The sequence below is a fragment of the Nocardia sp. JCM 34519.1 genome (genome assembly GCF_020361265.1).
GTDB lineage: Bacteria > Actinomycetota > Actinomycetes > Mycobacteriales > Mycobacteriaceae > Nocardia > Nocardia arthritidis_A.
Window position 1 is genome coordinate 1 of record NZ_JAIRBR010000001.1, and the last position, 23,214, is coordinate 23,214.

At 67.0% G+C, this 23,214-nt stretch carries 26 protein-coding genes; 15 read left to right on the plus strand and 11 right to left on the minus strand.

The window, feature by feature from the left end; genetic code table 11:
* Together LGY53_RS00005 and LGY53_RS00010 are read left to right on the plus strand one after the other, a co-directional pair.
* On the plus strand, positions 1 to 1,825 hold a 1,825-nt coding region (locus LGY53_RS00005; protein ID WP_225724553.1), incomplete at its 5' end, for an MMPL family transporter.
* A 90-nt stretch (positions 1,826 to 1,915) separates the two neighbouring features.
* The gene (locus LGY53_RS00010) at positions 1,916 to 2,314 is read left to right on the plus strand and encodes a hypothetical protein (RefSeq protein WP_225724554.1); all 399 of its coding nucleotides are present in this window, start codon (positions 1,916 to 1,918) and stop codon (positions 2,312 to 2,314) included.
* A 65-nt stretch (positions 2,315 to 2,379) separates the two neighbouring features.
* Here the strand turns inward: LGY53_RS00010 and LGY53_RS00015 are convergent, their stop codons facing one another.
* On the minus strand, positions 2,380 to 2,889 hold the full coding sequence (locus tag LGY53_RS00015) for a hypothetical protein (RefSeq protein ID WP_225724555.1): 510 nt from the start codon (positions 2,887 to 2,889) through the stop codon (positions 2,380 to 2,382).
* Between the two features lie 12 nt (positions 2,890 to 2,901).
* On the opposite strand from LGY53_RS00015, the gene LGY53_RS00020 reads away from it, so the two are divergent.
* From LGY53_RS00020 to LGY53_RS00035, 4 genes are all read left to right on the plus strand, one after another.
* Complete coding sequence (locus LGY53_RS00020; protein ID WP_225724556.1) at positions 2,902 to 3,234, plus strand: hypothetical protein; 333 nt, start codon at positions 2,902 to 2,904, stop codon at positions 3,232 to 3,234.
* An 82-nt stretch (positions 3,235 to 3,316) separates the two neighbouring features.
* Positions 3,317 to 4,675 (plus strand): glycosyltransferase, encoded by a 1,359-nt coding sequence (locus LGY53_RS00025; RefSeq protein WP_225724557.1) that lies wholly within the window; start codon positions 3,317 to 3,319, stop codon positions 4,673 to 4,675.
* A 136-nt stretch (positions 4,676 to 4,811) separates the two neighbouring features.
* Positions 4,812 to 5,807 (plus strand): LLM class F420-dependent oxidoreductase, encoded by a 996-nt coding sequence (locus LGY53_RS00030; protein ID WP_225724558.1) that lies wholly within the window; start codon positions 4,812 to 4,814, stop codon positions 5,805 to 5,807.
* A 25-nt stretch (positions 5,808 to 5,832) separates the two neighbouring features.
* A complete protein-coding gene (locus tag LGY53_RS00035) occupies positions 5,833 to 6,336 on the plus strand; it encodes an RDD family protein (protein WP_225724559.1) in 504 nt (167 codons plus the stop codon).
* 28 nt (positions 6,337 to 6,364) lie between these two features.
* Here the strand turns inward: LGY53_RS00035 and nrdE are convergent, their stop codons facing one another.
* The 4 genes from nrdE to LGY53_RS00055 all read right to left on the minus strand — a co-directional run bounded on the left by nrdE (position 6,365) and on the right by LGY53_RS00055 (position 10,260).
* Positions 6,365 to 8,446, minus strand: coding sequence for a class 1b ribonucleoside-diphosphate reductase subunit alpha (gene nrdE / locus LGY53_RS00040; RefSeq protein WP_238846814.1), 2,082 nt, complete (start codon positions 8,444 to 8,446; stop codon positions 6,365 to 6,367).
* A 62-nt stretch (positions 8,447 to 8,508) separates the two neighbouring features.
* The gene (nrdI, locus tag LGY53_RS00045; RefSeq protein WP_225724561.1) at positions 8,509 to 8,973 is read right to left on the minus strand and encodes a class Ib ribonucleoside-diphosphate reductase assembly flavoprotein NrdI; all 465 of its coding nucleotides are present in this window, start codon (positions 8,971 to 8,973) and stop codon (positions 8,509 to 8,511) included.
* 48 nt (positions 8,974 to 9,021) lie between these two features.
* On the minus strand, positions 9,022 to 9,255 hold the full coding sequence (locus LGY53_RS00050; RefSeq protein WP_225724562.1) for a redoxin NrdH: 234 nt from the start codon (positions 9,253 to 9,255) through the stop codon (positions 9,022 to 9,024).
* Positions 9,256 to 9,693: 438 nt separating this feature from the next.
* Positions 9,694 to 10,260 (minus strand): NADPH-dependent FMN reductase, encoded by a 567-nt coding sequence (locus tag LGY53_RS00055; RefSeq protein WP_225724563.1) that lies wholly within the window; start codon positions 10,258 to 10,260, stop codon positions 9,694 to 9,696.
* A 146-nt stretch (positions 10,261 to 10,406) separates the two neighbouring features.
* Between LGY53_RS00055 and LGY53_RS00060 the strand changes: the two genes are divergently transcribed.
* Together LGY53_RS00060 and nadE are read left to right on the plus strand one after the other, a co-directional pair.
* Positions 10,407 to 11,030: a TetR/AcrR family transcriptional regulator gene (locus tag LGY53_RS00060; protein WP_225725639.1), complete on the plus strand. Its 624-nt coding sequence runs from the start codon at positions 10,407 to 10,409 to the stop codon at positions 11,028 to 11,030.
* 5 nt (positions 11,031 to 11,035) lie between these two features.
* The gene (gene nadE, locus LGY53_RS00065) at positions 11,036 to 11,863 is read left to right on the plus strand and encodes an ammonia-dependent NAD(+) synthetase (protein WP_225724564.1); all 828 of its coding nucleotides are present in this window, start codon (positions 11,036 to 11,038) and stop codon (positions 11,861 to 11,863) included.
* A 123-nt stretch (positions 11,864 to 11,986) separates the two neighbouring features.
* Here the strand turns inward: nadE and LGY53_RS00070 are convergent, their stop codons facing one another.
* Positions 11,987 to 12,229, minus strand: a complete 243-nt coding sequence (locus tag LGY53_RS00070; protein ID WP_225724565.1) for a MoaD/ThiS family protein — start codon at positions 12,227 to 12,229, stop codon at positions 11,987 to 11,989.
* Complete coding sequence (moaA, locus tag LGY53_RS00075; protein WP_225724566.1) at positions 12,222 to 13,280, minus strand: GTP 3',8-cyclase MoaA; 1,059 nt, start codon at positions 13,278 to 13,280, stop codon at positions 12,222 to 12,224. The genes LGY53_RS00070 and moaA overlap by 8 nt, the downstream gene beginning before the upstream one ends.
* 147 nt (positions 13,281 to 13,427) lie before the next feature.
* Between moaA and glp the strand changes: the two genes are divergently transcribed.
* The 4 genes from glp to LGY53_RS00095 all read left to right on the plus strand — a co-directional run bounded on the left by glp (position 13,428) and on the right by LGY53_RS00095 (position 17,379).
* On the plus strand, positions 13,428 to 14,654 hold the full coding sequence (gene glp / locus LGY53_RS00080) for a gephyrin-like molybdotransferase Glp (protein ID WP_225724567.1): 1,227 nt from the start codon (positions 13,428 to 13,430) through the stop codon (positions 14,652 to 14,654).
* On the plus strand, positions 14,651 to 15,796 hold the full coding sequence (gene moaCB, locus LGY53_RS00085) for a bifunctional molybdenum cofactor biosynthesis protein MoaC/MoaB (RefSeq protein WP_225724568.1): 1,146 nt from the start codon (positions 14,651 to 14,653) through the stop codon (positions 15,794 to 15,796). The genes glp and moaCB overlap by 4 nt, the downstream gene beginning before the upstream one ends.
* The gene (locus LGY53_RS00090; RefSeq protein ID WP_225724569.1) at positions 15,783 to 16,229 is read left to right on the plus strand and encodes a molybdenum cofactor biosynthesis protein MoaE; all 447 of its coding nucleotides are present in this window, start codon (positions 15,783 to 15,785) and stop codon (positions 16,227 to 16,229) included. Before moaCB ends, LGY53_RS00090 begins: the two co-directional genes overlap by 14 nt.
* A gap of 142 nt (positions 16,230 to 16,371) precedes the next feature.
* Entirely contained in the window at positions 16,372 to 17,379 is a 1,008-nt protein-coding gene (locus tag LGY53_RS00095) for an AraC family transcriptional regulator (RefSeq protein WP_225724570.1), read from the plus strand.
* A 5-nt stretch (positions 17,380 to 17,384) separates the two neighbouring features.
* On the opposite strand, the gene LGY53_RS00100 is transcribed toward LGY53_RS00095, so the two are convergent.
* The 4 genes from LGY53_RS00100 to LGY53_RS00115 form a co-directional block, all read right to left on the minus strand.
* On the minus strand, positions 17,385 to 17,576 hold the full coding sequence (locus LGY53_RS00100; RefSeq protein WP_225724571.1) for a hypothetical protein: 192 nt from the start codon (positions 17,574 to 17,576) through the stop codon (positions 17,385 to 17,387).
* 143 nt (positions 17,577 to 17,719) lie between these two features.
* Positions 17,720 to 18,757: a GTP-binding protein gene (locus LGY53_RS00105; protein WP_225724572.1), complete on the minus strand. Its 1,038-nt coding sequence runs from the start codon at positions 18,755 to 18,757 to the stop codon at positions 17,720 to 17,722.
* A 116-nt stretch (positions 18,758 to 18,873) separates the two neighbouring features.
* Positions 18,874 to 20,127 carry an N-acetylmuramoyl-L-alanine amidase gene (locus LGY53_RS00110; protein WP_225724573.1) on the minus strand — a complete coding sequence of 418 codons (1,254 nt, stop codon included), beginning with the start codon at positions 20,125 to 20,127 and terminating at the stop codon, positions 18,874 to 18,876.
* A 135-nt stretch (positions 20,128 to 20,262) separates the two neighbouring features.
* The gene (locus LGY53_RS00115; protein WP_225724574.1) at positions 20,263 to 20,811 is read right to left on the minus strand and encodes a sigma-70 family RNA polymerase sigma factor; all 549 of its coding nucleotides are present in this window, start codon (positions 20,809 to 20,811) and stop codon (positions 20,263 to 20,265) included.
* A 165-nt stretch (positions 20,812 to 20,976) separates the two neighbouring features.
* On the opposite strand from LGY53_RS00115, the gene LGY53_RS00120 reads away from it, so the two are divergent.
* The 3 genes from LGY53_RS00120 (at position 20,977) to LGY53_RS00130 (ending at position 23,074) form a co-directional block, all read left to right on the plus strand.
* Complete coding sequence (locus LGY53_RS00120; protein WP_225724575.1) at positions 20,977 to 21,348, plus strand: hypothetical protein; 372 nt, start codon at positions 20,977 to 20,979, stop codon at positions 21,346 to 21,348.
* A gap of 30 nt (positions 21,349 to 21,378) precedes the next feature.
* Positions 21,379 to 22,128, plus strand: a complete 750-nt coding sequence (locus tag LGY53_RS00125; RefSeq protein ID WP_225724576.1) for an SDR family oxidoreductase — start codon at positions 21,379 to 21,381, stop codon at positions 22,126 to 22,128.
* 265 nt (positions 22,129 to 22,393) lie between these two features.
* Positions 22,394 to 23,074: a hypothetical protein gene (locus tag LGY53_RS00130; RefSeq protein ID WP_225724577.1), complete on the plus strand. Its 681-nt coding sequence runs from the start codon at positions 22,394 to 22,396 to the stop codon at positions 23,072 to 23,074.
* Positions 23,075 to 23,214 lie beyond the last annotated feature (140 nt).

Here is a 23,214-nt window from a genome sequence, read left to right on the forward strand (position 1 = left end):
CGCGATCGGCGCGGACGCCACCCGCGTCAAACAGGTCGAACATGTGTTGGCGGACAAGGTGTTCGGCCCCACACCGTCACAAGACGGGCAGGCCGCGCAGATACTGGTGCCGATCGAAATCGGTGCGAACGGCTGGAATTCGCTGACCGACAGCGTCGCCGCGATCAGGGCCGCCCTCGCCGACCACCCGGACGGGCTGTCCTTCCACGCCACCGGCCCCGCCGGTTACGCGGCCGAATTCGGCAAGGCGTTCAAGGGAATCGAGGGCGTGCTGCTGTACGCGGCCGCCGCGATCGTCATCGTCATCCTGCTGTTCACCTACGGTCCGATGCTGTGGACGCTGCCGCTGTTCGCCGCGGTCGCCGCGCTGATCATCGCGATGAGCGCGGTATACGGCGCGACGAAATTCGGCCTCACCGTGAACGCGCAGAGCCAGGGCATACTCACCGTGCTCGTCTTCGGCGCCGGCACCGACTACGCGCTGCTGCTGGTGGCCCGATATCGCGAGGAGCTGCGCCGCCACGCGGACCGGCACGAGGCGATGGCCGTCGCACTGCACCGGGCCGGGCCCGCCGTGCTGGCCAGCGGTACGACGGTGATCATCGCGATGCTGGCATTGCTTGTGGCGGAACTGAATTCGACGAAGGGCACCGGCCCGGTGTGCGCCATCGGCATCACCATCGCCCTGCTGGCGATGCTGACGCTGCTGCCCGCCCTGCTGGTGATCGCGGGCCGGTGGATCTTCTGGCCGCGGCATCCCGAGGTGGGCACAATCGACCAGACCGAAACCGGGATCTGGGCCCGCACCGGGCAATTCATCGCGGGCAGGCCGCGGACGGTGTGGATCGGCACCGTGCTGGCCCTGCTCGCGCTGGCCTACGGCACGATCGGGCTGAACGCGAACGGCGTTGCGAATAAAGACGCTTTCGTCGGCCACTCCGATGCGGTGGCCGGAACCGCGGTCTTGGAACGGCATTTCGACGCGGGCACCGGCACCCCGGTGGTGGTGATCGCGGAATCGTCCCGAATAGATTCCGTCGCTTCGGCTTTCGGCGGTACGCGGGGTATCACCGCACCCACCAAGCCGGTGGTCCGGGGCGATCTCGCCTATCTGGAGGGCACGCTGTCCGATCCGCCGGACAGCCAGGCCGCCTACGACACCATCGACCGGGTGCGCGCCGCGGTGCACGCCGCGGATCCCGCCGCCAAGGTCGGCGGCCAGACCGCGGTCATACTCGATGTGAAACGTGCTGTGGCGCATGACAATCGGCTGATCGCGCCGCTGGTGCTCGCGATCGTGCTGATCATCCTGACGGTGCTGCTGCGCTCGATCCTGGCTCCGCTGCTGCTCACCGCGACGGTGGTGCTGTCCTTCTTCGCCGCGCTCGGCGCGAGCCGGTGGATCTTCGACCTGGCCGGCTTCAAGGGCGCCGACAACGGACTTCCGCTGCTGGTCTTCGTCTTCCTGGTGGCGCTCGGCATCGACTACAACATCTTCCTCATGTCGCGGGTGCACGAGGAGGCCGAGCGGCACGGCACCAGGGCGGGCGCACTCACCGGACTTTCCGCGACCGGCGGGGTGATCACCTCGGCGGGCCTGGTGCTCGCCGGCACCTTCGGGGTGTTCACCACGCTGCCGGTGGTGAACCTCGCCGAGATCGGCATCGTCATCGCGGTCGGCGTGCTGATCGACACCCTGATCGTGCGGTCCGTCCTGGTCACGGCGCTGGCGCTCGATATCGGCGACCGGATCTGGTGGCCGAGCGCGCTATCGCGCCGCAAATCCGAGCCGACGCCGGAACCGGAAAACAGCCTCACCGCGTAACGCGCCCGCCGACCTGCGCCGAATTCGGCGATCAGGGGGCTACCTTGTGGCCGTTCGGTTATTCCACGCGTTTCGGAAGGAGTGTGTGTCATGACCAGTCCCGGCCCCGTGCGGACCGGCCCGGTGCTCAACGATATGACGATCTTCGCTGGCGTCCTCATCCTCATCACCGGGATACTGCATTTGCTCACCGCGATCGCCGCCATCGCCAAACGCGATATTTTCGTGGTGACCGAGGATCAGGTATTCCTGCTCAATGTGTCGACCTGGGGTTGGGTGCACCTGGTAATCGCGGTGCTGGTGATCGTCGCGGGCGTCGGCATCGTCACCGGGAAGTCGTGGGGTTATCTCGCCGGCATCGTGATGGCCGCGGTCAGCATCCTGGACAACTTCCTTTTCGCGCCGATCTACCCGTTCTGGGCGCTGGTCATGATCGCCATCGACATCCTGGTGATCTGGGCGCTGGCCCGGCAGATCGCCGCCGAATAGCACGAATTCCCCTGTGATGCGGCGATATTCGCCGGTGCTCGGTCGCCGGGCACCGGCGCGGCCGTTCATCGCGGCATGATCGCGGCGATCGCGGCCTCCGCGTCCGGCCAGGTCGGCACGTGCACCACCCAGTCCGGTATCGGCGGATCCTGCGCCCCGAACAGGTAGCGGTGCGGCACCAGATCCCGCAGGGCACGGTGCACGTCCAGCCGGTCATCGATCATGTGGGTGATGCCGAGTTCGGCGCAGTGGATCGCCTTGTCCGCGCGGGCCCGGCAGAAACGCAGATTCTCCCGACGCACCCCGGTGCGCGCGTAGAAATCGTTGTGGTCCAGCCATTGTCGCGTGCGCTCCTCGATACGGGGACCGCATTTGGAGATCACCCATGCGCGGCCGCCGAAGCGCAGGACCAGCCGGGGTAACACCTCGAAAGCATTGGGACTCGGCGGTGTTCGCATCGCCTCGGCGATGCCGCCGGAAAGAAATACCGTATCGGCGTCACCCGTCGGCAGCGCCGCCCCCTGAATCACCCGGCCGAAATCGATGCCGAGCCGTGGTTGTCGTTCCTTGTTCATACGCTGTCCAGCGTGGCGGAGCGGCGCCGAATACGCCAGCGATTATCCGATTTCCCGAAACAGTTACCTGCCAGCAAACAGGCGCGTATCATTACATCCGCTCGCGTACCAGACAGCCGGCCCGCGGCCGGAACCGATCCCTCCCCGATTGATCAGGTGGTTCGGATGGCTCAACAACCACGCTCGATGAGCACGCGCATCAGCACACTCCTATTGCTCCGCCACGACATCGCCGGCGACGACCGGGTCGGCGCGTACGCGCCGGACTGCGATCCCGACTACGATCCGGCGGATTTCGCGAAACCCTTGCCGGAGAACCGAATCGGCGTGGGCGACCGACCGTGAGTGGGATTTGCCGCCCAATTGCGGATCGAGATTAATTTTCCGACTTCACCGGAAAATTGATAGCTCTAAGTTAGCCTTTGGCATGACCAAAATACTGGCCTGCACCGCACCGGCCAAAGGGCATCTGTACCCGATCACTCCGGTGCTTGCCGAGCTGGTACTGCGCGGAAACGACGTCACCGTGCTGACCCTCCCCGACAGCGAAGATGCCTTGAGCCCGTTGGGAATTCAGGTCATGGACCTACCGTCCGAACTAGCCGGGGACGGCCCGCGCGACTGGGGAAGGCGATCCAGGATCGCGTCGCTGCGGGCCGCGATGCGCGCGCTCACCGCGCGCATCCCCGACGAGATCGAGGCGATCCGGTCGGCCATCGTCGCGGTGCGCCCCGATGCGGTACTCGTCGACATCACCACCCTCGGCGCCCAGATCTACACGGCCGCAAGCGGATTACCGTGGGCCGCATTCGCGCCGAAGCTGCTGCCGCTGCCGTCGCGGGATGCGCCGCCGTTCGGGCCCGGTCTCTTCCCGAAGGCGGGGCCGCTCGGCCGGATCCGCGACAGCACCGTGCAGTGGGCGTTGACCCGGCGCTGGGACGAGGTGCTGCCGCAGCTCAACCACATGCGCCAGTACTACGGACTGGATGTGCTGGCACACTCCGCCGATTACCTACGTCAGCCACCGCTGCTGCTGAACCTCACCGCACCGCCCTTCGACGACCTACGCACCGACTGGCCCGCCTCGGTCCATCAGATCGGCCCCGGCCTATGGGCGCCGAACGCCGAATATCCGGACTGGCTCGATAAGCTCGACCGCCCGATCGCACTCGTCACCTGTTCGACCGAATTCCAGGACGACGGACGTCTGGCCCAGGTCGCGATGGACGCGCTGGCCGATACCGATCTGTACACCGTCGTCACCTCCGGCGCCATCGACCCGGAATTCTTCGCCGCGCCGCGCAATGCCAGGGTCGAAACCTTTCTCCCGCATCACCTGCTGCTCGATCGCGCGGCGGTGGTGATCACCCACGGCGGTATGGGCATCGTCCAAAAGGCTTTGGCGGCAGGCGTTCCCGCGTGCGTCGTACCATTCGGCCGCAGCCAGTCCGAGGTCGCGCGCCGGGTGGTCGGCAATGCGGCGGGCAGTTGGGTGCCGAAGAAGCGGCTGAACATCGCCAACCTGCGCGCCGGAATCGATGCGGCGCTGGCGTGCCGAGCGGGCGCGGCGCGGGTCGCGGCCGGATTCGCCGCGGCGGGCGGGCCCGCGCACGGAGCCGATCTGCTGGAACAGCATTTCGCCCGCACGCTGCCCGCACAGCGCGACCGGACGACGCCGAGCCCGGCCACGCACACCGAGCGTCCCAAGGCCGCGGCCACGCCGATCATCGAGCCGGAGCCGAGCACCGCGCTGTCCGACGCGGACCTGACCGATAGCGGCTGTTGAAAGGTTGCCCGCGCGCCGGTGAATCGGAACAGTGAAACCCGGTGTGACGACACGGTCCGAGCGAATGCTCCAATTGGCCTCGGTGCCGCGGCGAGAACCGTCGCGACCATGTCCGGATATTTCGAAGGAGACACCCGTGCGCTTCGGCATCTTCATCCCGCAAGGCTGGCGACTGGATCTGGTCGGCATCGACCCGGCGGCGCAGTGGGCGGTCATGCGCGACCTGGCCCGGCGCGCCGACGCCGACGACACCTGGGAATCGCTGTGGGTGTACGACCACTTCCACACCGTCCCGGTGCCGACCGATGAGGCCACCCACGAGGCATGGACGCTGATGTCGGCCTTCGCGGCCAGCACGTCGCGGATCCGCCTCGGCCAGATGTGCACCGCGATGAGCTACCGCAATCCGGCCTACCTGGCCAAGGTCGCCGCGACCGTCGACCTGATCTCCGGCGGCCGGGTCGAGATGGGGATCGGCGGCGGCTGGTACGAACAGGAATGGCGCGCATACGGTTACGGCTTCCCGCCGCCGGGTGAGCGGCTGGGCCGCCTCGACGAGGGCGTGCGGATCTTCCGGCAGGCCTGGACCGAGGGCAAGGCGACCCTGGACGGGAAGTACTACCAGGTGGACGGCGCGATCGTGCGGCCGCTGCCGTTGCAGGAGAACGGGATTCCGCTGTGGATCGCGGGCGGTGGTGAGAAGAAGACGCTGCGCATCGCCGCCAAGTACGCCGACTACACGAACTTCGTCGGCGACCCGGAGGGTTTCGCGCACAAATCCGAACTGCTGCGCGCGCACTGCGCCGAGGTCGGCACCGATTTCGACGCGATCGTCCGCTCCGCGAACTACAACGCGATAATCGGCGCCACCGAGGCCGAGGTGCGGGACCGCCTGAAGGCGTGGGCGTCGCGCATCGCCCCCTACGTCGGCGGCATCGAAAAGGCAACCAGCCACATCGACGACGTAACCCGCGGCGGCGCCGCCATCGGCACCCCCGAACAGGTCATCGAAAACCTCACCAAGGTCAAAAACCTCGGCCTCGCCTACGCCATCCTCAACTTCCCCGAATCCGCCTACGACACCTCCGCCATCGACCTCTTCACCCGCGAAGTAGCACCGGCACTGCGCTGAGGCCGGCGGCCGATACGCTGTCGGCATGAACACTTCGCGCGAGGGGAGTCGCGCCGACAGCGTTCGGTCGGCCGTTGGTGGTGGGTTCGAGCGGGGCGCGGATGGGTCGTTGCGGTATGTCGATCCGACGGTCAAGGGTGGGAAGAGCGAGAAGAAGGATGGGCTGCCGCTTGTCGGGCGGCGGTCGCCGATCGAGGACGACACCGAATCGTCGGGGGTTGCGGTGTGGGTGGCGTTCACCATCGATCTGGCGCTGCATATCGGTGTCGGCGCTGGGGTTTGGTTCGTGCTCGCTAGCCACGGCGATATCCGGCAACCCGTTCCGATCGCGGTCGCCGCCGCGGTCGGGGTGTCGTTCGTGCACCGGACCGTCATCCAGCGGCTTGTTCGCACCACGCTCGGCAAATCACTGTTCGGGCTGCGTCTCTACCGGGCGGACGGCAGCTATCCGAGCCTGTGGGTTCTCATCCGCTGCTGGTTGTTGGGTGCGTTCATGACCGTCAGCACGCCATTGCAGTTACTGAACTGACGCGAAACGGCCATGAACGCACCGGGGCTCACAGCATGCAGCTGACGCAACCCTCGACTTCGGTTCCCTCCAGGGCCATTTGGCGCAGCCGGATGTAGTAGAGGGTTTTGATGCCCTTGCGCCAGGCGTAGATCTGGGCCCGGTTCAGGTCGCGGGTGGTCGCGGTGTCCTTGAAGAAGAGGGTCAGCGACAGGCCCTGGTCCACGTGCTGGGTGGCCGCGGCGTAGGTGTCGATGATCTTCTCGTAGCCGATCTCGTAGGCGTCCTCGTAGTACTCGAGGTTGTCGTTGTCCATATAGGGCGCCGGATAGTAGACGCGGCCGATCTTGCCTTCCTTGCGGATCTCGATCTTCGACGCCACCGGGTGGATGGAGCTGGTGGAGTGGTTGATGTAGGAGATCGAGCCGGTGGGCGGCACCGCCTGCAGGTTCTGGTTGTAGATGCCGTGCTCCATCACCGACGCCTTGAGGTCGCGCCAGTCGTCCTGGGTCGGGATGTGCACGCCCGCGTCATCGAACAACTGGCGAACCCGCTCCGTCTTCGGCTCCCACACCTGTTCGGTGTACTTGTCGAAGTATTCGCCGCTGGCGTACTTGGATTCCGGGAAGCCGCCGAAGTGGGCGCCGCGCTCGATCGCGATCCGGTTCGACGCCCGAAGCGCGTGGTAGACAACGGTATAGAAGTAGATGTTGGTGAAATCGATACCCTCTTCGGACCCGTAGTGGATCCGCTCGCGGGCCAGGTAGCCGTGCAGGTTCATCTGCCCGAGGCCGATGGCGTGCGAGGAGTTGTTGCCCTGTTCGATCGACGGCACCGAGTAGATGTGGGTCTGATCCGACACCGCGGTGAGCGCACGGATGGCCACCTCGATGGTCTGCGCGAAGTTCGGCGAATCCATCGTCTTGGCGATGTTCAGCGAACCGAGGTTGCACGAAATGTCCTTGCCCACCTTCGAGTAGGACAGATCGTCGTTGAATTCCGACGGCGTCGAGACCTGCAGGATCTCCGAGCACAGATTCGAGTGGGTGATCTTGCCCGCGATCGGGTTGGCCCGGTTCACCGTGTCCTCGAACATGATGTACGGGTAACCGGATTCGAACTGCAGCTCGGCGATGGTCTGGAAGAATTCGCGCGCCTTGATCTTCGACTTGCGGATCCGCTTGTCGTCGACCATCTCGTAGTACTTCTCGGTGACATCGATATCGGCGAACGGCTTGCCGTAGATGCGTTCCACGTCGTACGGCGAGAACAGGTACATGTCCTCGTTCTTCTTCGCCAGTTCGAAGGTGATGTCCGGAATCACCACGCCGAGGGAGAGCGTCTTGATGCGGATCTTCTCGTCCGCGTTCTCCCGCTTGGTGTCCAGGAAGCGGTAGATGTCGGGGTGGTGCGCGTGTAGGTAGACCGCGCCCGCGCCCTGTCGCGCGCCGAGCTGGTTGGCGTAGGAGAACGAATCCTCCAGCAGCTTCATGATCGGGATGACGCCGGAGCTCTGGTTCTCGATCTTCTTGATCGGTGCGCCCGCCTCGCGAATATTGCTGAGCAGCAACGCGACTCCGCCGCCGCGCTTGGACAGCTGCAGCGCGGAGTTGATCGAGCGCCCGATGGACTCCATATTGTCCTCGATGCGCAGCAGGAAGCAGGACACCGGCTCGCCGCGCTGCTTCTTGCCCGAGTTGAGGAAGGTCGGGGTGGCCGGCTGGAAGCGGCCCTCGATGATCTCGTCGACGAGTTCGCGCGCCAGCTGCTCGTCACCGGCGGCGAGGGTGAGCGCGACCATGCAGACGCGGTCCTCGAACCGCTCCAGGTAGCGCTTCCCGTCGAAGGTCTTCAGCGTGTAGGAGGTGTAGTACTTGAACGCGCCGAGGAAGGTGGGGAACCGGAACTTCTTGGCGTACGCCTGCTGGAAGAGGGTTTTGATGAATTCCCTGCTGTACTGGTCGAGAACCTCTGCCTCGTAATAGTTCTCGTCGACCAGGTAGTCCAGCTTCTCGTCCAGATTGTGGAAGAAGACGGTGTTCTGGTTGACGTGCTGCAGGAAGTACTGGCGCGCGGCGGCGACATCCTTGTCGAACTGGATCTCACCGTTCGGCCCGTACAGGTTCAGCATCGCGTTGAGCGCGTGGTAGTCCAGACCGTCGCCCAGCCCCGCGCCCCGAACCGGCGGACGCTCTACGCGAGCCGTTTTTCCTGCCGGTGCTGTCGTTGTTGTTGCCAAAACAATCCCAATCCCTCTCGGACGCGCGCGACGTCCTCGGCGGTTCCCATGAGTTCGAAGCGATACAGGTACGGCACCCCGCATTTGCGCGAGATGACCTCGCCCGCATAGCAATACGTATCGCCGAAGTTCGTGTTGCCCGCCGCGATGACGCCGCGCAGCAGCGCGCGGTTGTGCGGATCGTTGAGGAACTTGGCGACCTGGCGCGGGACGAATTCCTTATCGGATCGGTTGCCCCCCAGAACGTGCCGACCGCCCCCGTAGGTGGGGACGATCAGCACGTAGGGTTCGTCTACGCGCAGCGAATCGGCGGTGTGCAGTGGTATGCGAGTCGCCGGGAGTCCCAGCTTCTCGACGAAGCGATGCGTGTTCTCCGAGGCGCTGGAGAAGTAGACCAGTGCCGTCGCGTTCTCGGGCACGGGACACCTCCCCTTTCGATCGTCACATCGGATGAACCGGAGCTGCGATCAGGCCGCGACGGCGGCGAGGGCCTTGATGCGGTCGGGCCGGAAACCGGACCAGTGGTCGTCACCGGCGACGACGACCGGGGCCTGCAGATAACCGAGGGCCATGACGTAGTCGCGGGCCTCGTCGTTCTCGGAGATGTCGATGACCTGGTAGTCCACCCCGGCCTTGTCGAGGGCCTTGTAGGTGGCGTTGCACTGGACGCAAGCGGGCTTGGTGTACACGGTGATGGTCATTGATGTCCCTCTCTCCCTATGCCTGATCCACAGCCTGTGATCCGTAAGTGCATGATCCGACGTACGCTGCGCAAACTCCTGGATCCGGTTCGGAAGTCCCTGATCAGCCGCTGAACGCGGGTGGGTCTCGTGCCGTGCTCCAGTACCGAAGACACTACACCTAGTGGCCGACAGATTCATACAACACGACATGTTGCGAGTCACAACGGTGAAATTCCCGGGCGGTAAGTACCTGGACGCTCGATACGCAACTCGACACAGCAGTGGCGCAGATCACAATTTCGTGACGTAGCTCTTTCCCAGCAAACCCAATGATCGCCATTCGCATCACCCATCTCGCAGACCACGTTGATCACCTCGGGTCACAAATCCGGCACATACGAAAAGAGGGTCGCCTCCCGTCCGAACGGAACGGAGACGACCCTCGACGGACCGGGCTCAGGCGGCTACGGCGACCCGATCCCGCTCGATCAGCGCAACGAGCGCGTCGATCAGCTCGGCGATCAAGCCGCGGCTGAACTCGTCGGTCAGCCTGCCCTGCGCGTCGAAGCGGTCACCGTTCAGGCCCACCTGCACCTCGGGCTTGGTGACCACCTTCGAGTCCAGCCACTGGAAGACGTCGCGCAGGTGGTTCTGCGCGCGCACCGTGCCGAACTGGCTCATCGACGCGCCCATGATGGCGACCGGCTTGGCGGTCAGGAATGACTCGCCGTACGGCCGGGAGGCCCAGTCGAGCAGATTCTTCAACGCACCGGGAATGCTGTAGTTGTATTCGGGCGAGGCGATAAGCACGCCGTCGGCGTCGCGGATCCTCTCGCGCAGTTCGACCACGGACGCGGGCGGTTCGGCCTCGAGATCCTGATCGAAGTAGGGCAGGTCCCGGATGCCCTCGTAGATCTCGATCTCGACACCGGCGGGCGCGACCTCCTTGGCCGCACGCAGCAGCGCCGTGTTCGTGGAGCCGGCGCGCAGCCCGCCGGAGATTGCGAGGATCTTGATCGACATGACTTCTCCTGTTGCTCTGGAGCGGTGTGGCTTTCGAGCCAGAACAACCGGACCACGGTCCGTTTTCATTCCGAAGGGAGGGCGTCATCATTGTGACGTCGATCACACCTGACGAGAATCCGGCGGCCGTGCTGCCCGTCTCGCCGATCGGGGTCGGTCCGGTCTTCAGCCCCGGCGCACCGCTGACCACCGCGGAACCCACCGAACGCAGCGATGCCGCGCGCAACCGGCGGCTGCTGCTCGACGCCGCCCAGGAACTGCTGCACCGGCACGGCGTCGACGCGCTCACCATGGACGCACTGGCCAAACACGCCGGGGTCGGCAAGGGCACGATATTCCGCCGCTTCGGCAACCGAGCCGGATTGATGCATGCGCTGCTCGATCACTCGGACCAGAAATTCCAGGCCGCCTTCATGTTCGGGCCGCCACCGCTCGGTCCGGGCGCGCCGCCGGTGGAACGGCTCATCGCATTCGGCCGGGCCCGGCTGCGCGATATGGATATAGAGGGTGAGATCCACCGGGCCGCCGAGGTCGGCGAGGGCGCCGACCGCTACACCGGAGCGCCGTACAACACCCTCAAGGCACATGTGATGATGCTGCTGCGCCAAACCGCGGCATCCGGCGAAATCCCGTTGCTCGCCGACACATTGCTCGCGCCGCTGGACGCCCGGCTGGTGATGGCACAGCTGCACGGTGCGGGCTATTCGATCGACCGGATCGGCGACCAGTGGGAGCGGCTGGTCCGGCGGATGGTGCCGGACCTAGAGTGACGGCCATGGGGTCTCTGCGTGAACAGATCATCGCCGAACTAGGCGTCCAGTCCGAGATCGTGCCGAAGCTGGAGGTGCGGCGCCGGGTCGACTTCCTGAAGGACTACCTGCGCGCCACTCCCGCAACGGGTTTCGTGCTCGGCATCAGCGGCGGTCAGGATTCCGCACTCACCGGGCGGCTGTGTCAGCTCGCCGTCGAGGAACTGCGCGCCGACGGCGTCGACGCCACGTTCGTCGCGGTGCGGCTCCCCTACGGTGTGCAGGCCGACGAGGCCGACGCCCAGATCGCGCTGGAATTCATCCGGCCCGACCGGTCCGTCGTCGTGAATGTCCGCCCCAGCGCCGACGCACTCGCCGCCGAGGTCGGCTCGGCGCTGGCGGGCGAGCGGCTGCGCGACTTCGTGCGCGGCAATATCAAGGCGCGCGAGCGGATGGTGATCCAGTACGCCATCGCCGGACAGGAGAACCTGCTGGTGGTGGGCACCGACCACGCCGCGGAGGCGGTCACCGGCTTCTTCACCAAATACGGCGACGGCGGCGTCGACCTCACCCCGCTCACCGGGCTCACCAAACGCCAGGGCGCCGCGCTGCTCCAGGAACTCGGCGCACCGGCCAGCATCTGGTCCAAGGTGCCGACCGCCGACCTCGAGGACGACCGCCCCGCCCTCCCCGACGAGGAGGCCCTCGGCCTGCGCTACGCCGAAATCGACGACTACCTCGAGGGCAAGGATGTCGCGCCCGAGGTGGCCGCCAAACTGGAGACGATCTTCCGCAACACCAGGCACAAGCGCACCGTCCCGGTCACCCCGCTCGACACCTGGTGGCGCGCTTAGGATTTCGTATCCGGATCCTCGACGAGCCTGCGGTGCAGCTCATCGCATGGTCGGACATCGGAATCCGCACGTGGATGGGCGTTTCCGCGCCAGATGCCAGCCCCCGCACGCGGGACCGGCGTGCTACCCGCCCGCGAACGGTGGCAGCACATCCACCCTGGGAGTCAGCGCTACGGACGCGTCGCGGGTGAGCTCGTCGTCGATCAGAAATGCGCAGACCTTCAGCATCGGCTCGAGCTCGGTGCCGTAAGAAGCCGACAGCGCCGTTCGCAGATCGGCCACCGTCGCGCCAGGCGGCAGGTCGAGCACCTCGGAACTCTTGCCGACCGCGTCGGCGATCGCGGCGAAGTAGCGGACCTCAACCACCGATGGCTCCCATCGTCCGTTCCGGCGGCACGAAATCCGCCGCGTCGATACCGTGGCCCGCCCACTTGTGCCACATGGCGCCGCGCCAGATGGTGGCGATCTCGGCGTCGTCGGCGCCGGAGCGCAATGCCTGACGCAGATCGTATTCCTGGTCGCTGAACAGACAGGAGCGCAGCATGCCGTCGGCGGTGAGCCGGGTGCGATCGCAGGTTTCGCAGAATTTGCGGGTGACCGAGGCGATGATGCCGACGCTCGCCGGGCCCGCGCCGATCCGCCATTTCTCGGCGGGCGCGGCCGGATCCGGCCGCCCGATCGGGGTGAGGGTGAAGCGTGCGCCGAGCACCGCGAGCAGTTCGGCGGCGGTGACCATATTGGCCCGCGCCCACTCGTGATCGGCGTCGAGCGGCATCTCCTCGATGAACCGCAGCTCGCAGCCCTCGTCCAGGCACCATTGCAGCAGATCCGGTGCGCCGGAAAGGGTTTCGCGCATGAGCACGGCATTGACCTTGACCGGGGCCAGCCCGGCGTCGCGGGCGGCGCGGATGCCGGCGAGCACCGATTCGAGGCGGTCGCGGCGGGTCAGCCTGGCAAATCCGGCGCGGTCGACGGTGTCGAGGGAGATATTGACCCGGCTCAGCCCGGCCGCGGCGAGGGCCCGCGCCCGATGCTGGAGGCCGACCGCGTTGGTGGTCATGGCGAGCGGAATGTCGGGGACGGCGGCGTGGCAGCCCGCGATGATCTGTTCGAGGTCGCGACGCATCAGCGGCTCACCGCCGGTGAACCGGACCTCCCGGACCCCGAGATCGCGCACCGCGAGGGTGACCAGCCGGACGATCTCGTCGGCGGTGAGCAGCTCGTGGCGCGGGATTTCCGGCAGCCCCTCCTCCGGCATGCAATAGGTGCAGCGCAGCGAACACTTTTCGGTGATGGACACGCGCAGATCGCGGGCGATGCGCCCGAAGCGATCGAGCAGTACCGGTGTGTCGGGACGTCCATCGAGTGCGGGGCGCCCGGATCGCACGGCGGGAATCCCTATGTCGACCAACGTCACTTCTCCATTATGACCGGTCGGCTCCGAACGACCGGCTGTGCCCACCGACAAAACCGGTTCCGGTCGCGGCTCCGACGGGCCGTAGCTTCCTCCGAAGGGCCCGTCGGCCCGGCAGGGCACGGGCCCACGCATGTTTATGCTGACCGCATGACTTCTCGGCCAGTTACCTCCCCGGCCAGGTCGGTCGACGACTACCGCGACAGCATCGAGCGGCTGCTGCGGCCGCTCGCCGCGCGCGCGGTGCGCTCGGCCGCGGTGCCCGAGGCGCTGGGCAGACAGCTGGCTGCGGATGTGCGTTCACCGATCGACCTGCCGGTATTCCGCAATTCGGCGATGGACGGCTACGCGGTGCGCGCCGCGTCGGTGGTGGTGGCGCCGGTGACGCTACCGGTGGCCGGGGTGGTCGCGGCGGGCGCCGCCGGGCAGACGCCGCTGCCCGCGGGCGCGGCGATGAAGGTGATGACCGGCGCGCCGATCCCGCCCGGCGCCGATTGCGTTGTCCCGGTGGAAGATGTTCGCGCCGAAGGGGATTCGATTGTCGTCGAGCGCGGTCGCGCGGCGGGCGAATTCGTGCGCGAGGCGGGCGCCGATGTGCGGACCGGCGAGCTGCTGGTACCCGCCGGAACAGCGTTGGCGCCGAGGCATATCGCGGCGCTCGCGGCGGTCGGGCTCGCGGAAGTTCCCGTCTTCCAGCCGATTCGGGCCGCGGTGATCACCACCGGTGACGAACTCGTCCCCGCCGCAACACCATTGCGTCCCGGCCAGATCTACAACTCCAACGGCATCGCGCTCGCCGCGGCGCTGACCGCGAACGGGGTCGAGGTCGTCTCCGTGGCGCACAGCACCGACGATCCCGGCCTCTTCCGCCGATTGCTTTCCGCCGCGACGAGTTCCGCCGATATCGTGTTCACCTCCGGTGGCGTGTCCAAGGGCGATTTCGAGGTGGTCAAGGACGTATTGGCGCCGCTCGGTGGGCAATTCGGCTCGGTCGCGATGCAGCCGGGCGGGCCGCAGGGGCTCACCGTGGTGGACGGCGTTGCGGTGCTGAGCTTTCCGGGTAATCCGGTGAGCACCATGGTGTCGTTCGAGGTGCTCGCTCGCCCGATACTGCGCGAGCTCGCCGGACTGCCGCCGGTGCCCGGCTATGAGCTTCCCCTGAGCAATGCCATCCGCTCGCCGGAGGGGCGCAGGCAGTTCCTGCGCGGCAGCCTGCGGCGCACCGAACCGTATGCGGACCCGGTGGAAGTGGCGGTGGCCTCCGGGCCAGGATCACACCTCGTCGCCGGTATGGCCTGGGCGGATGTGCTGATCGATGTGCCCGCCGAGATCACCTCGCTGCCGATCGGCGCGACTGTGCGAGTCTGGACACTATGAGTGAGTTGTCGCATGTCGACCGGGACGGCCGCGCCCGCATGGTCGATGTGAGCGCGAAGGCCGAGACCGCGAGGATCGCCGTCGCGGCGGGCGAACTGCGGACCACCGCGGAGGTGGTGCGACTGGTCCGGGCCGACGGCATGCCGAAGGCCGATGTGCTGTCCACCGCGCGGCTCGCCGGTATCGGCGGTGCGAAGAAGACCTCCGAGCTGATCCCGCTCTGTCACCAGCTCGCGCTGTCCTCGGTGAAGGTGGAATTCGGATTCACCGAGTACACCATCACCATCGAGGCGACCGCGAAGACCAAGGGCCCCACCGGAGTCGAGATGGAGGCGCTCACCGCGGTCGCGGTCGCCGGGCTCACCCTGCACGACATGGTGAAGGCGGTGGATCCGGCGGCGACGCTGAACGCGGTGCGGCTGCTCACCAAAGACGGTGGGAAGCACGGACATTGGGAGCGCGCCGAATCACCCGGCGACGCGGCGCACTCCGGCGGCACAGCACACTCCGCCAGCGCGGTACATTCCGGCAGCGCGGCACGTTCTGGCGGCACGGCGCACTCCGACGGCGCGGCCGAATCCACTGCTACCGCAGCGATAGAAGAGACGCGCGACCACCCGCACGCCGAATCCGGCCACGGCACAACTCGATCCGGCGATACCGCGCGAACAGCCGTTGTACTCGTCGCGTCCACCGGCGCGGCGGCGGGCACCCGGGAGGACACCACGGGCCCGGTGCTCGCGGAATGGCTTACCCGCCTTGGTTTTTCGGTGCGCGGTCCGCTGGTCTACGCCGATGCGCGGATCGCGGACGGTCTGGCCGATGCGCTGGCATCCGCGCCCGCGCTGGTGATCAGCACCGGCGGTACCGGCGCCTCCCCCACCGACGCGACACCCGAGGCCACGCTGGCCATACTCGACCGCGAGCTGCCCGGCGTCGCCGAGGCGATCCGGCAGCGCGGCACGGCGAAATTCCCGCTCGCGGCGCTGAGCCGAGGGGCCGCCGGGCTGGTCGGGCGCTCGGTGGTGATCAACCTGCCCGGTTCGCCCGGCGGGGTCAAGGACGGGATGGCGGTGCTGGAGCCGCTGCTCGACCATCTGCTCGCGCAAGTAGCCGGAGGCGGCGATCATGACCACCAGTGAACATATCGGGACCGATGGGGTGCGCCTGGCCAGATTGTCCACCGAGCCGCTGGATCCGGCCGAGGCCGAGGCCGCGGTGACCGGACCGGAGCACGGCGCGGTGGTGGTTTTCACCGGCAAGGTACGCAATCACGATGGCGGACAGCCGGTTTCCGCGCTGGAATACTCCGCGCATCCGGACGCGGAGCGGTTCCTGCACCGCTGCTGCGCCGAATTGGCAACGGCCACCGGACTTCCGGTGGCGGCCGTGCATCGGGTGGGCGATCTGACCATCGGCGATCTCGCCATCGTGGTCGCGGTCGCCGCACCGCATCGCGCGGAGGCCTTCACCGCCTGCGCCGAACTGGTGGACCGGATCAAGCACGAGGTGCCGATCTGGAAGCGTCAGCGCTTCGCGGACGGTTTGTCCGAATGGGTCAACGCCTGCGGTTGAACGGCATTACGGCTGTGTCTCATTCGGCCCGACATAGCTGTGATGTGGCTAACATCGGCACCCGCCGTGAGGCGTAGCGCACAGGTTCGATGACGAATCACCACCTCCCGGCTACCGTTTGGCGCACGAGGAGGAGAACGGCATGGGCACCGACCAGGTTCTGCTGCATCGATTCGTCATCAATCAGTTATCGGCACAGGGGTTGGACCGGGAGCGGTTGATCCGAGAGGCAGGCGTGCCCGAGTGGACGATGTCGGGAGATGACGTCCACCTGCCGAGCCACACCTTCGGCCGGCTCTGGGAGCTCGGCGCGCACGGCCTCGGCGATCCGCACGTCGCACTGCATGTGGCCAGCCGGTACGAAATGCGCAGCCTCGGCCTCTACGACTACCTGTTCGCGACCGCACCCACCCTCGGCGCGGGCCTGGCCACCTGCGGCCCCTACGTCACCGCGGTCACCACCAATCACCGGTTCGACCTGGTCGCCGAGAACGAGCGCGAGGTCACCCTCTACCTCGACATGATCGAGGGTGACGGCGCCGGTCGCGACCTCACCCAGCTGTGGGGGCTGTCGGCGGTGCTGAGCCGCGCCCGGCGGGTGGTCCGCGGCGATGTGGTGCCGATCCGGGTGGCGCTGCGCCAGCGGGCGCCACGCGACACCCATCCGTTCGTCGAGGTATTCGGCACGGCCGCAATCGAATTCGATGCGCCGACGGATTCCATGACGTTCCGGGCCGCGGATATGGAGCTGCCGCTCACCACCAGTGATCCGGTGCTGGCCACCGTCCTGCGGCCGCTGGCCGAGGCGCTGCCGCCGCCCCCGCCGCTCGCCGCCGCGTGGCCGGAGCGGGTGGCCGAGGCGCTGGCGGCGGCCTTCGAGGCGGGCGAGGTATCGCTGGACCGGGTGGCGCGCAGGCTGGCCACCAGCCCGCGGACGCTGCAGCGGCGGCTCATGGAGGCGGGCACCACGTGGCGCCGGGAACTGGATCGGGCACGCAAAACCCGTCTGGCACAGGCGACTTCAACCGGGCCGCTGAGCCGGGCGCGGCAGGCCGAACTGCTCGGCTACGCCGACGCGGGCTCGATGAGCCGGGCGGCCCGCCGGCTGGCCGGGCATCAATCCGCCCACTTGCAGGGCCAATTCGACTGAGCCGCTTAAACTTTCAGGTTGTCCGCGGCGATGCGCCAGAACGTTGCCCGTTCGATGGTCTGGAAATCCCAGCCGTGCGCCACTCTCCGGGATGCGGCGACTATGGCGGGCACATCGAAGTCGTCGCGGGTCGCGGTGCCCTTGGCCTCCAGCGCGGCGATGACGTAAGCGGTGGCGCTCTCCCGATTCTGGGACATGGGACTCTCCTATCGCACACGGTCGATGACGGCTCACCGGTACAGCCGAAGCGCCCCGTGGCGGGGCAGACTGCAAGTCTGCTAAGAGTTAACCGGAGATCACCAGCGCAGAACGCGCCAAGATCGAGCAGAACGCGCCAAAGTCACTGCGGCGTGTACCGCCACACGCCGAGCATGGCCTGCTCGTCCAGCGGGTCCCGCGCCGTATGCACCGTATCGCGCAGCCGGGCGACCGCCCGTTCGGTATCGAGCCCGGCGCCGATCAGCACCAGCCTGCTCGCGCGCGATTCGCCCCGGCGCCAACCCGCCGGTTCGAAGGTGATGTGCCGTCCCACCATGTGCAGCACGAACTTTCGTCGCTCCGCCGCGACGCCGAATGCGGCGAAGCCCTTCGCCCGGAACAGTCCGGCGGGCGGGTCCTCCAGGAACCCGATCAGCCTGCGCGGATCCAATTCCCGCTCGCTGGTGAAGGATACGGTCGAATAGTCGTCGTGCAGATGCCGGTGGTCGGCATGCCCGTGCTCGTGATCGTGCTCGTCGAGCAGTTCGTCGAAACTCAATTGCTCGGCGACCGTTGGCTTTTCGCGTACCGGCGCGTCGAAGAGCAGGCCGGGATCGAGCCTGCCGTGCATGGTCGCGTACACCGGAACCTGCCCGACCGCGGCGGCGATATCCGCGCGCAGTGCCGCCAGGTGCTCGGCGGGCACCCGGTCCGCCTTGTTGACCACCACCAGATCGGCCAGCCGCAGATGGGTGACCAGTTCCGGATGCCGCGCGCTGGTTTGCCGGAATTGTTCGGCGTCGACCACCTCGACCAGGCCGCCGTAGCGGATGCGCGGATTGTCGCTGCCCACCACCATTCGGATCAGGTTGCGCGGCTCGGCCAGCCCGCTCGCCTCCACCACGATCACGTCGATCTTGGCGCGCGGCTGGGCCAGCCGGGTGAACAGCTCGTCCAATTCGGTGACGTCCACCGCACAGCACACGCAGCCGTTGCCGAGTGAGACCATCGCGTCGACCTGCCCGGCGACCAGCATCGAATCGATATTGATCGCACCGAAATCGTTGACGACGACGCCGATTCGGGTGCCGCGATTGTTCCGGAGCAGATGGTTGAGCAGCGTGGTCTTACCGGAGCCGAGGAAGCCCGCGACGATAATCACCGGAATCGGTTCCACCATGCCCACACTCACCTCGTTCGTCCGTCACCGCGCGACCACCGGCCAGAATAGGCCCTGCCCCGAAGTCCGCCGGATAGGACTTCGGGGCAGGGCCCGGGCTCGCCGGTGGTCGGCGACTATCCGTGAACGGTGGGGCTGAGCAGCGTCGCGGCCAGTGTGTAGGCGATATTCAGCATCTGCGCGGTGATCATCGTGTTGTCGATGCCGAGCGAATGCGCCAGCGGCAGCAGCATTGTCATGACGGTGCCGACCAGCGTGGTCATATCGGTCGTCGATTGCGACTGTCCGGGCAGCGCCTGGCTCTGCGTGCCCGGGGTCGAACCCGGCACCGTCGAACCCGGTGCGGCCTGCGGCATTCCGGGAACCGCCGGGGTCTGCGGCAGCCCGGGGACCGTCGGCGACTGCGGCAGCCCGGGGACCGTCGGCGACTGCGGCGCGGCCGGGGACTGCGGGACCGGCACCGGCTGGGTCTGCGGCGCGATCTGGAACTGCGGCGCGCCCTGCGACGGCGCGGCGGCCGGTTGCTCACCCGAGGAACCGCTGGTCAGTGGGCCGGTCGGCGCGGGCCCCGCGGTCTGCGTCGTGCCGAGCAGATAACCGACGAGGCCGGTCGTGATAGCGATGGCGTGCTTGAGTTGGCCCTCTTGGCTTTCCAACTGCGCGGCGTCATCGCGGTTGGCGCCGTTGCCCATCTCGATGAATACATCGGGCACCGTGGTGAGCGCGGGCCCGGCGATATCCGCGCGGGTCTGCAACCCGTCCTGGGTGCCCGCGTAGGTGGCGGGCTGGAATCCGGCCTGCAGGTAGGCGTCGCGCACGGCGATGGTCGCGGCCCGGCCGGGGCCGGACTGCACCTCGTTGGCCTTCGCGTCGGGGATGGGGAGCTGCGGCACGATGAAGTGGAAGCCGCGGTCTGCGGCGGGTGCGCTGTCGGCGTGGATGCTGACCGCGACCGCGGCGCCGGACTGGTTCGCCGCCCGCGCCCGGTCATCGATGCAGCCGCCCCATCCGGTGTCGTCCGGACGGCTGAGCACCACCTTCGCGCCGAGCGCCTCCAGTGAGGATTTGACCAGCTGGGCGACGTTCCAGTTGATGGTGTGCTCGGGCACGCCGTTGACGGTCGTCATGCCGGTGGTCTGGCATTCCTTGGTGCCGCCGCGGCCGTCGCTGACCTGTTTGGCCTGATTCTCCGCTGGGATGGAGCCCTGGTGTCCCGGATCTAGAAAGACGGTTTTACCAGCTAGTTTGGTGGCGACGTCCGGTACGGCGGGCGCGCCGAGCGCGGTGACCGGGACCAGCCCGGCGAGCGCCATGACCACCGCCGCGGTGAGGGCGGTGCAGACTCCGGCCTTGATGATGCGAGCTTTCATGTGCGGTCGGTGCCCCGGGACGGAGCACCCCTCCCTTCCCATTGGTCACATCAAACCCAGTGGTTCACTCTGACAACATGCGTTTCGGCAAAGCAAGGCGCGTTATCGAACTGTTACCAAAGGTGTGCGAGAAGCTCAAGCCCCAATCGGCAACCTGCGCAGCGAACGCAGGGCATAGTGCACGCGGGTCTTCACAGTACCCACCGGAATGCCGAAATCGGCGGCGACATCCTGGTAGGCCCGGTCGCGGAGGATAACTTCGACCACCGCGTCGCGCTGCGCAGGCGGCAGGCTGGACAGTAGCTGGGCAACCAGTAAACCGTCGACCAGACCGTCGGCGAAATCCGGATCGGCGCAGCGGATTTCGGCCACCTCATGCACATCGTCCCAGCCGGTGTCACCGGGCCGGACCGCGCGGGCCCGCGCCAGATCGACCAGGACGTTGCGCTCGATCACCAGCAGCCAGGTGCGCACGCTCCCCTTGCTCCGGTCGTAGCGGGCACAGGAACGCCAACCGCGCAGCAGCGTCTCCTGCACCGCCTGTTCGGCCAGTCCGCAATCGCCGAGCGCACGCATGGCCCGCCAGTGCAGCAGCGCCCGGTCGGCGGCCAGTACGGCGGCCAATCCGGCATCGGTGCACAGCTTGGCGCATCCGGCGCCGCAGACGGTCCGAACACATTCCATACCCCGATATCGCGGGCAACGGCGCGGGTGACAACAGCGCTCGAATTCGGCTGTGTATGTGACAGAAATCCGGTATTTCCACCCGATGACACGGCATGGTCTGGTAGACCCGCAGGTCAATCGGTTCGTTACCGGCAACCGCTCGATACGAGGAGAACATCAGCCATGCGCGCGAGGACGCTCATGGCGGCCGGGGCATTGGCGTCGACCGTGACGCTGCTCGGCACCGGACCCGCCACCGCATCACCGGCAACGGTCATGCCCAACGACGGCCTCTATCTGGTCGGCGTCGATATCTTCCCCGGCATTTGGGAGGCGCCGGGCACGCCCGATCCGGCATCCGGCTGCGACTGGCGCAGGCTGTGGAAGGTCGAGGGCGACAACACCGATATGCGCTACATCATCGGCAACAACTACACCAGATTGAGCCCGGTGCGGGTGGAGATCAAACCGACCGACGTCGCCTTCAAGACCGTCAACTGCGGGGCGTGGCATATGTTGCCGCCACCCCCGAACACCGGATCGTTCGGGGGCTGAAAGATCCGCGGCCGCGGCTAAGGTCGGCCCATGACGAGGAAACGGATCCTGATCACCGGCGCCAGCGCCGGTCTCGGCGCGGCCATGGCACGTGACTTCGCGAGCAGGGGCCGCGATTTGGCGCTGTGCGCACGCCGCCTGGACGCGCTGACGGAGCTGCGCGGCGAGCTCACCGCGGCACATCCCGGCATCACCGTCGCGGTGCGCCGGCTCGATGTGGACGAGCACGCGGCGGTGCCGAGGGTTTTCGGGGAACTCCGCGACGAGCTCGGCGGCCTGGACCGGGTGATCGTCAACGCCGGGCTCGGCAAGGGCGCGATAATCGGCACCGGCCGGGCGGCGGCGAATATCGCAACGGCCACAACGAATTTGGTGAGCGCGCTGGCGCAAACCGAAGCGGCGCTGGAGATTTTCCGCGCGCAGAATTCCGGACATCTGGTGCTGATTTCCTCGATGAGCGCGGTGCGCGGCCTGCCGGGTAAGAAGGCGGCGTATTCGGCGAGCAAGGCCGGATTGGCCGCGCTCGGACAGGGTTTGGCGACGGAGTTGGCGCGTTCGCCGATCCGGGTCACCACGCTGCTACCCGGATTCATCGCGACCGAGATGTCCGCCAAGGCGGGTGATGCGCGAATGGTCGCGCCATTGGACAAAGGCGTCGCTTCGTTGGTCGGGGCGATCGAGAAGGAGACGGTGCGGGCATGCGTTCCGGCATGGCCGTGGCGGCTGATCGATCTGGTGCTGCCGCATTTGCCGGGATCAATTGTCGCGCGCATCGCTTGACCTGGCAGTTTGGCTATCACCGCAGGGCAAAGCGCTCAGATGAATAATGTGTCGCGGACCACAATTTCATTCGGAACCATTAGCTGTATTGTCTGAATTTATGCGTTCTTAACGTTTCTAAATCTTGTTTGATACATCCTTAACGGCTTCCGTTACCTGTCCGTAATAAATCGGGTGAACTCTCCTTAAGGGTTCGTTTTATGAGCCACCCCGACCAGTAGACACCGGCGGGGATGCTCCATCAGATGAGGAAGTCACCAACCTAATGAAGCTCCAGAAGTTCGCCGCCGCGTCCCTGCTGTGCATTGCCGCCGTCGGAATCACCAGCGGCACCGCCTACGCCGATCCCACCCCGAACGCCACCCTGCAGACCGATATCGCCCCCGGCGTGCACTGGACGGCGAATGTCGTCGACAAGTCGGTGGTGCTGAAGACCGATGCGGGCTCGCTGACCACCCAGGGCACCCAGTTCCAGGTGCTGGACAATCAGGGCCACCTGATCGCGGGCATGCCGCTCACCTACCTGAAAGACGGTAAGGAGTGGCCGATCGCCGCGCGGATCGACGGCAACACCGCGACGCTGACGCCGAGCACCAACCCGGCCGAGGCGCACGCGGCCACCATGCTGAAGCCGGTGGACGCCAAGCCGATCGGCGGCGTCGACTTCAATACCGCGCTCAGCAACGCGGGCACCGAATTCGGTCTGGCCACCGGCGTCGGCACCCTGATCGGCACCATCATCGGCGGCGCGCTCGGCTGCGTCGCCGGTGCGGTCGTCGGCGCGGCGCTCATGCCGCCGATCTTCCTGCCGGGCGCCGCGGGCGGCTGCCTCGCCGGAATCGTGGCCGGTGTGGCGCTCGGCGCCGCGGCGGGCATGATCGCCTTCGGCGTCCCGGTCGGCATCGCCGCCGCGATCCAGTTCTACCAGTCGGTCTACGGACAGTAAGCCCGGCTCGTCCACCCCGGCCCGGTGCGCGACAGCTTCTCCGTCGCGCACCGGGCCGCGGCATTTCAGCGGAAAATCGCCATCGATGACGGTGGCCGATTCCCGCCGGAGATCGCCCGCGCACGCTGGTGAACTGGCAT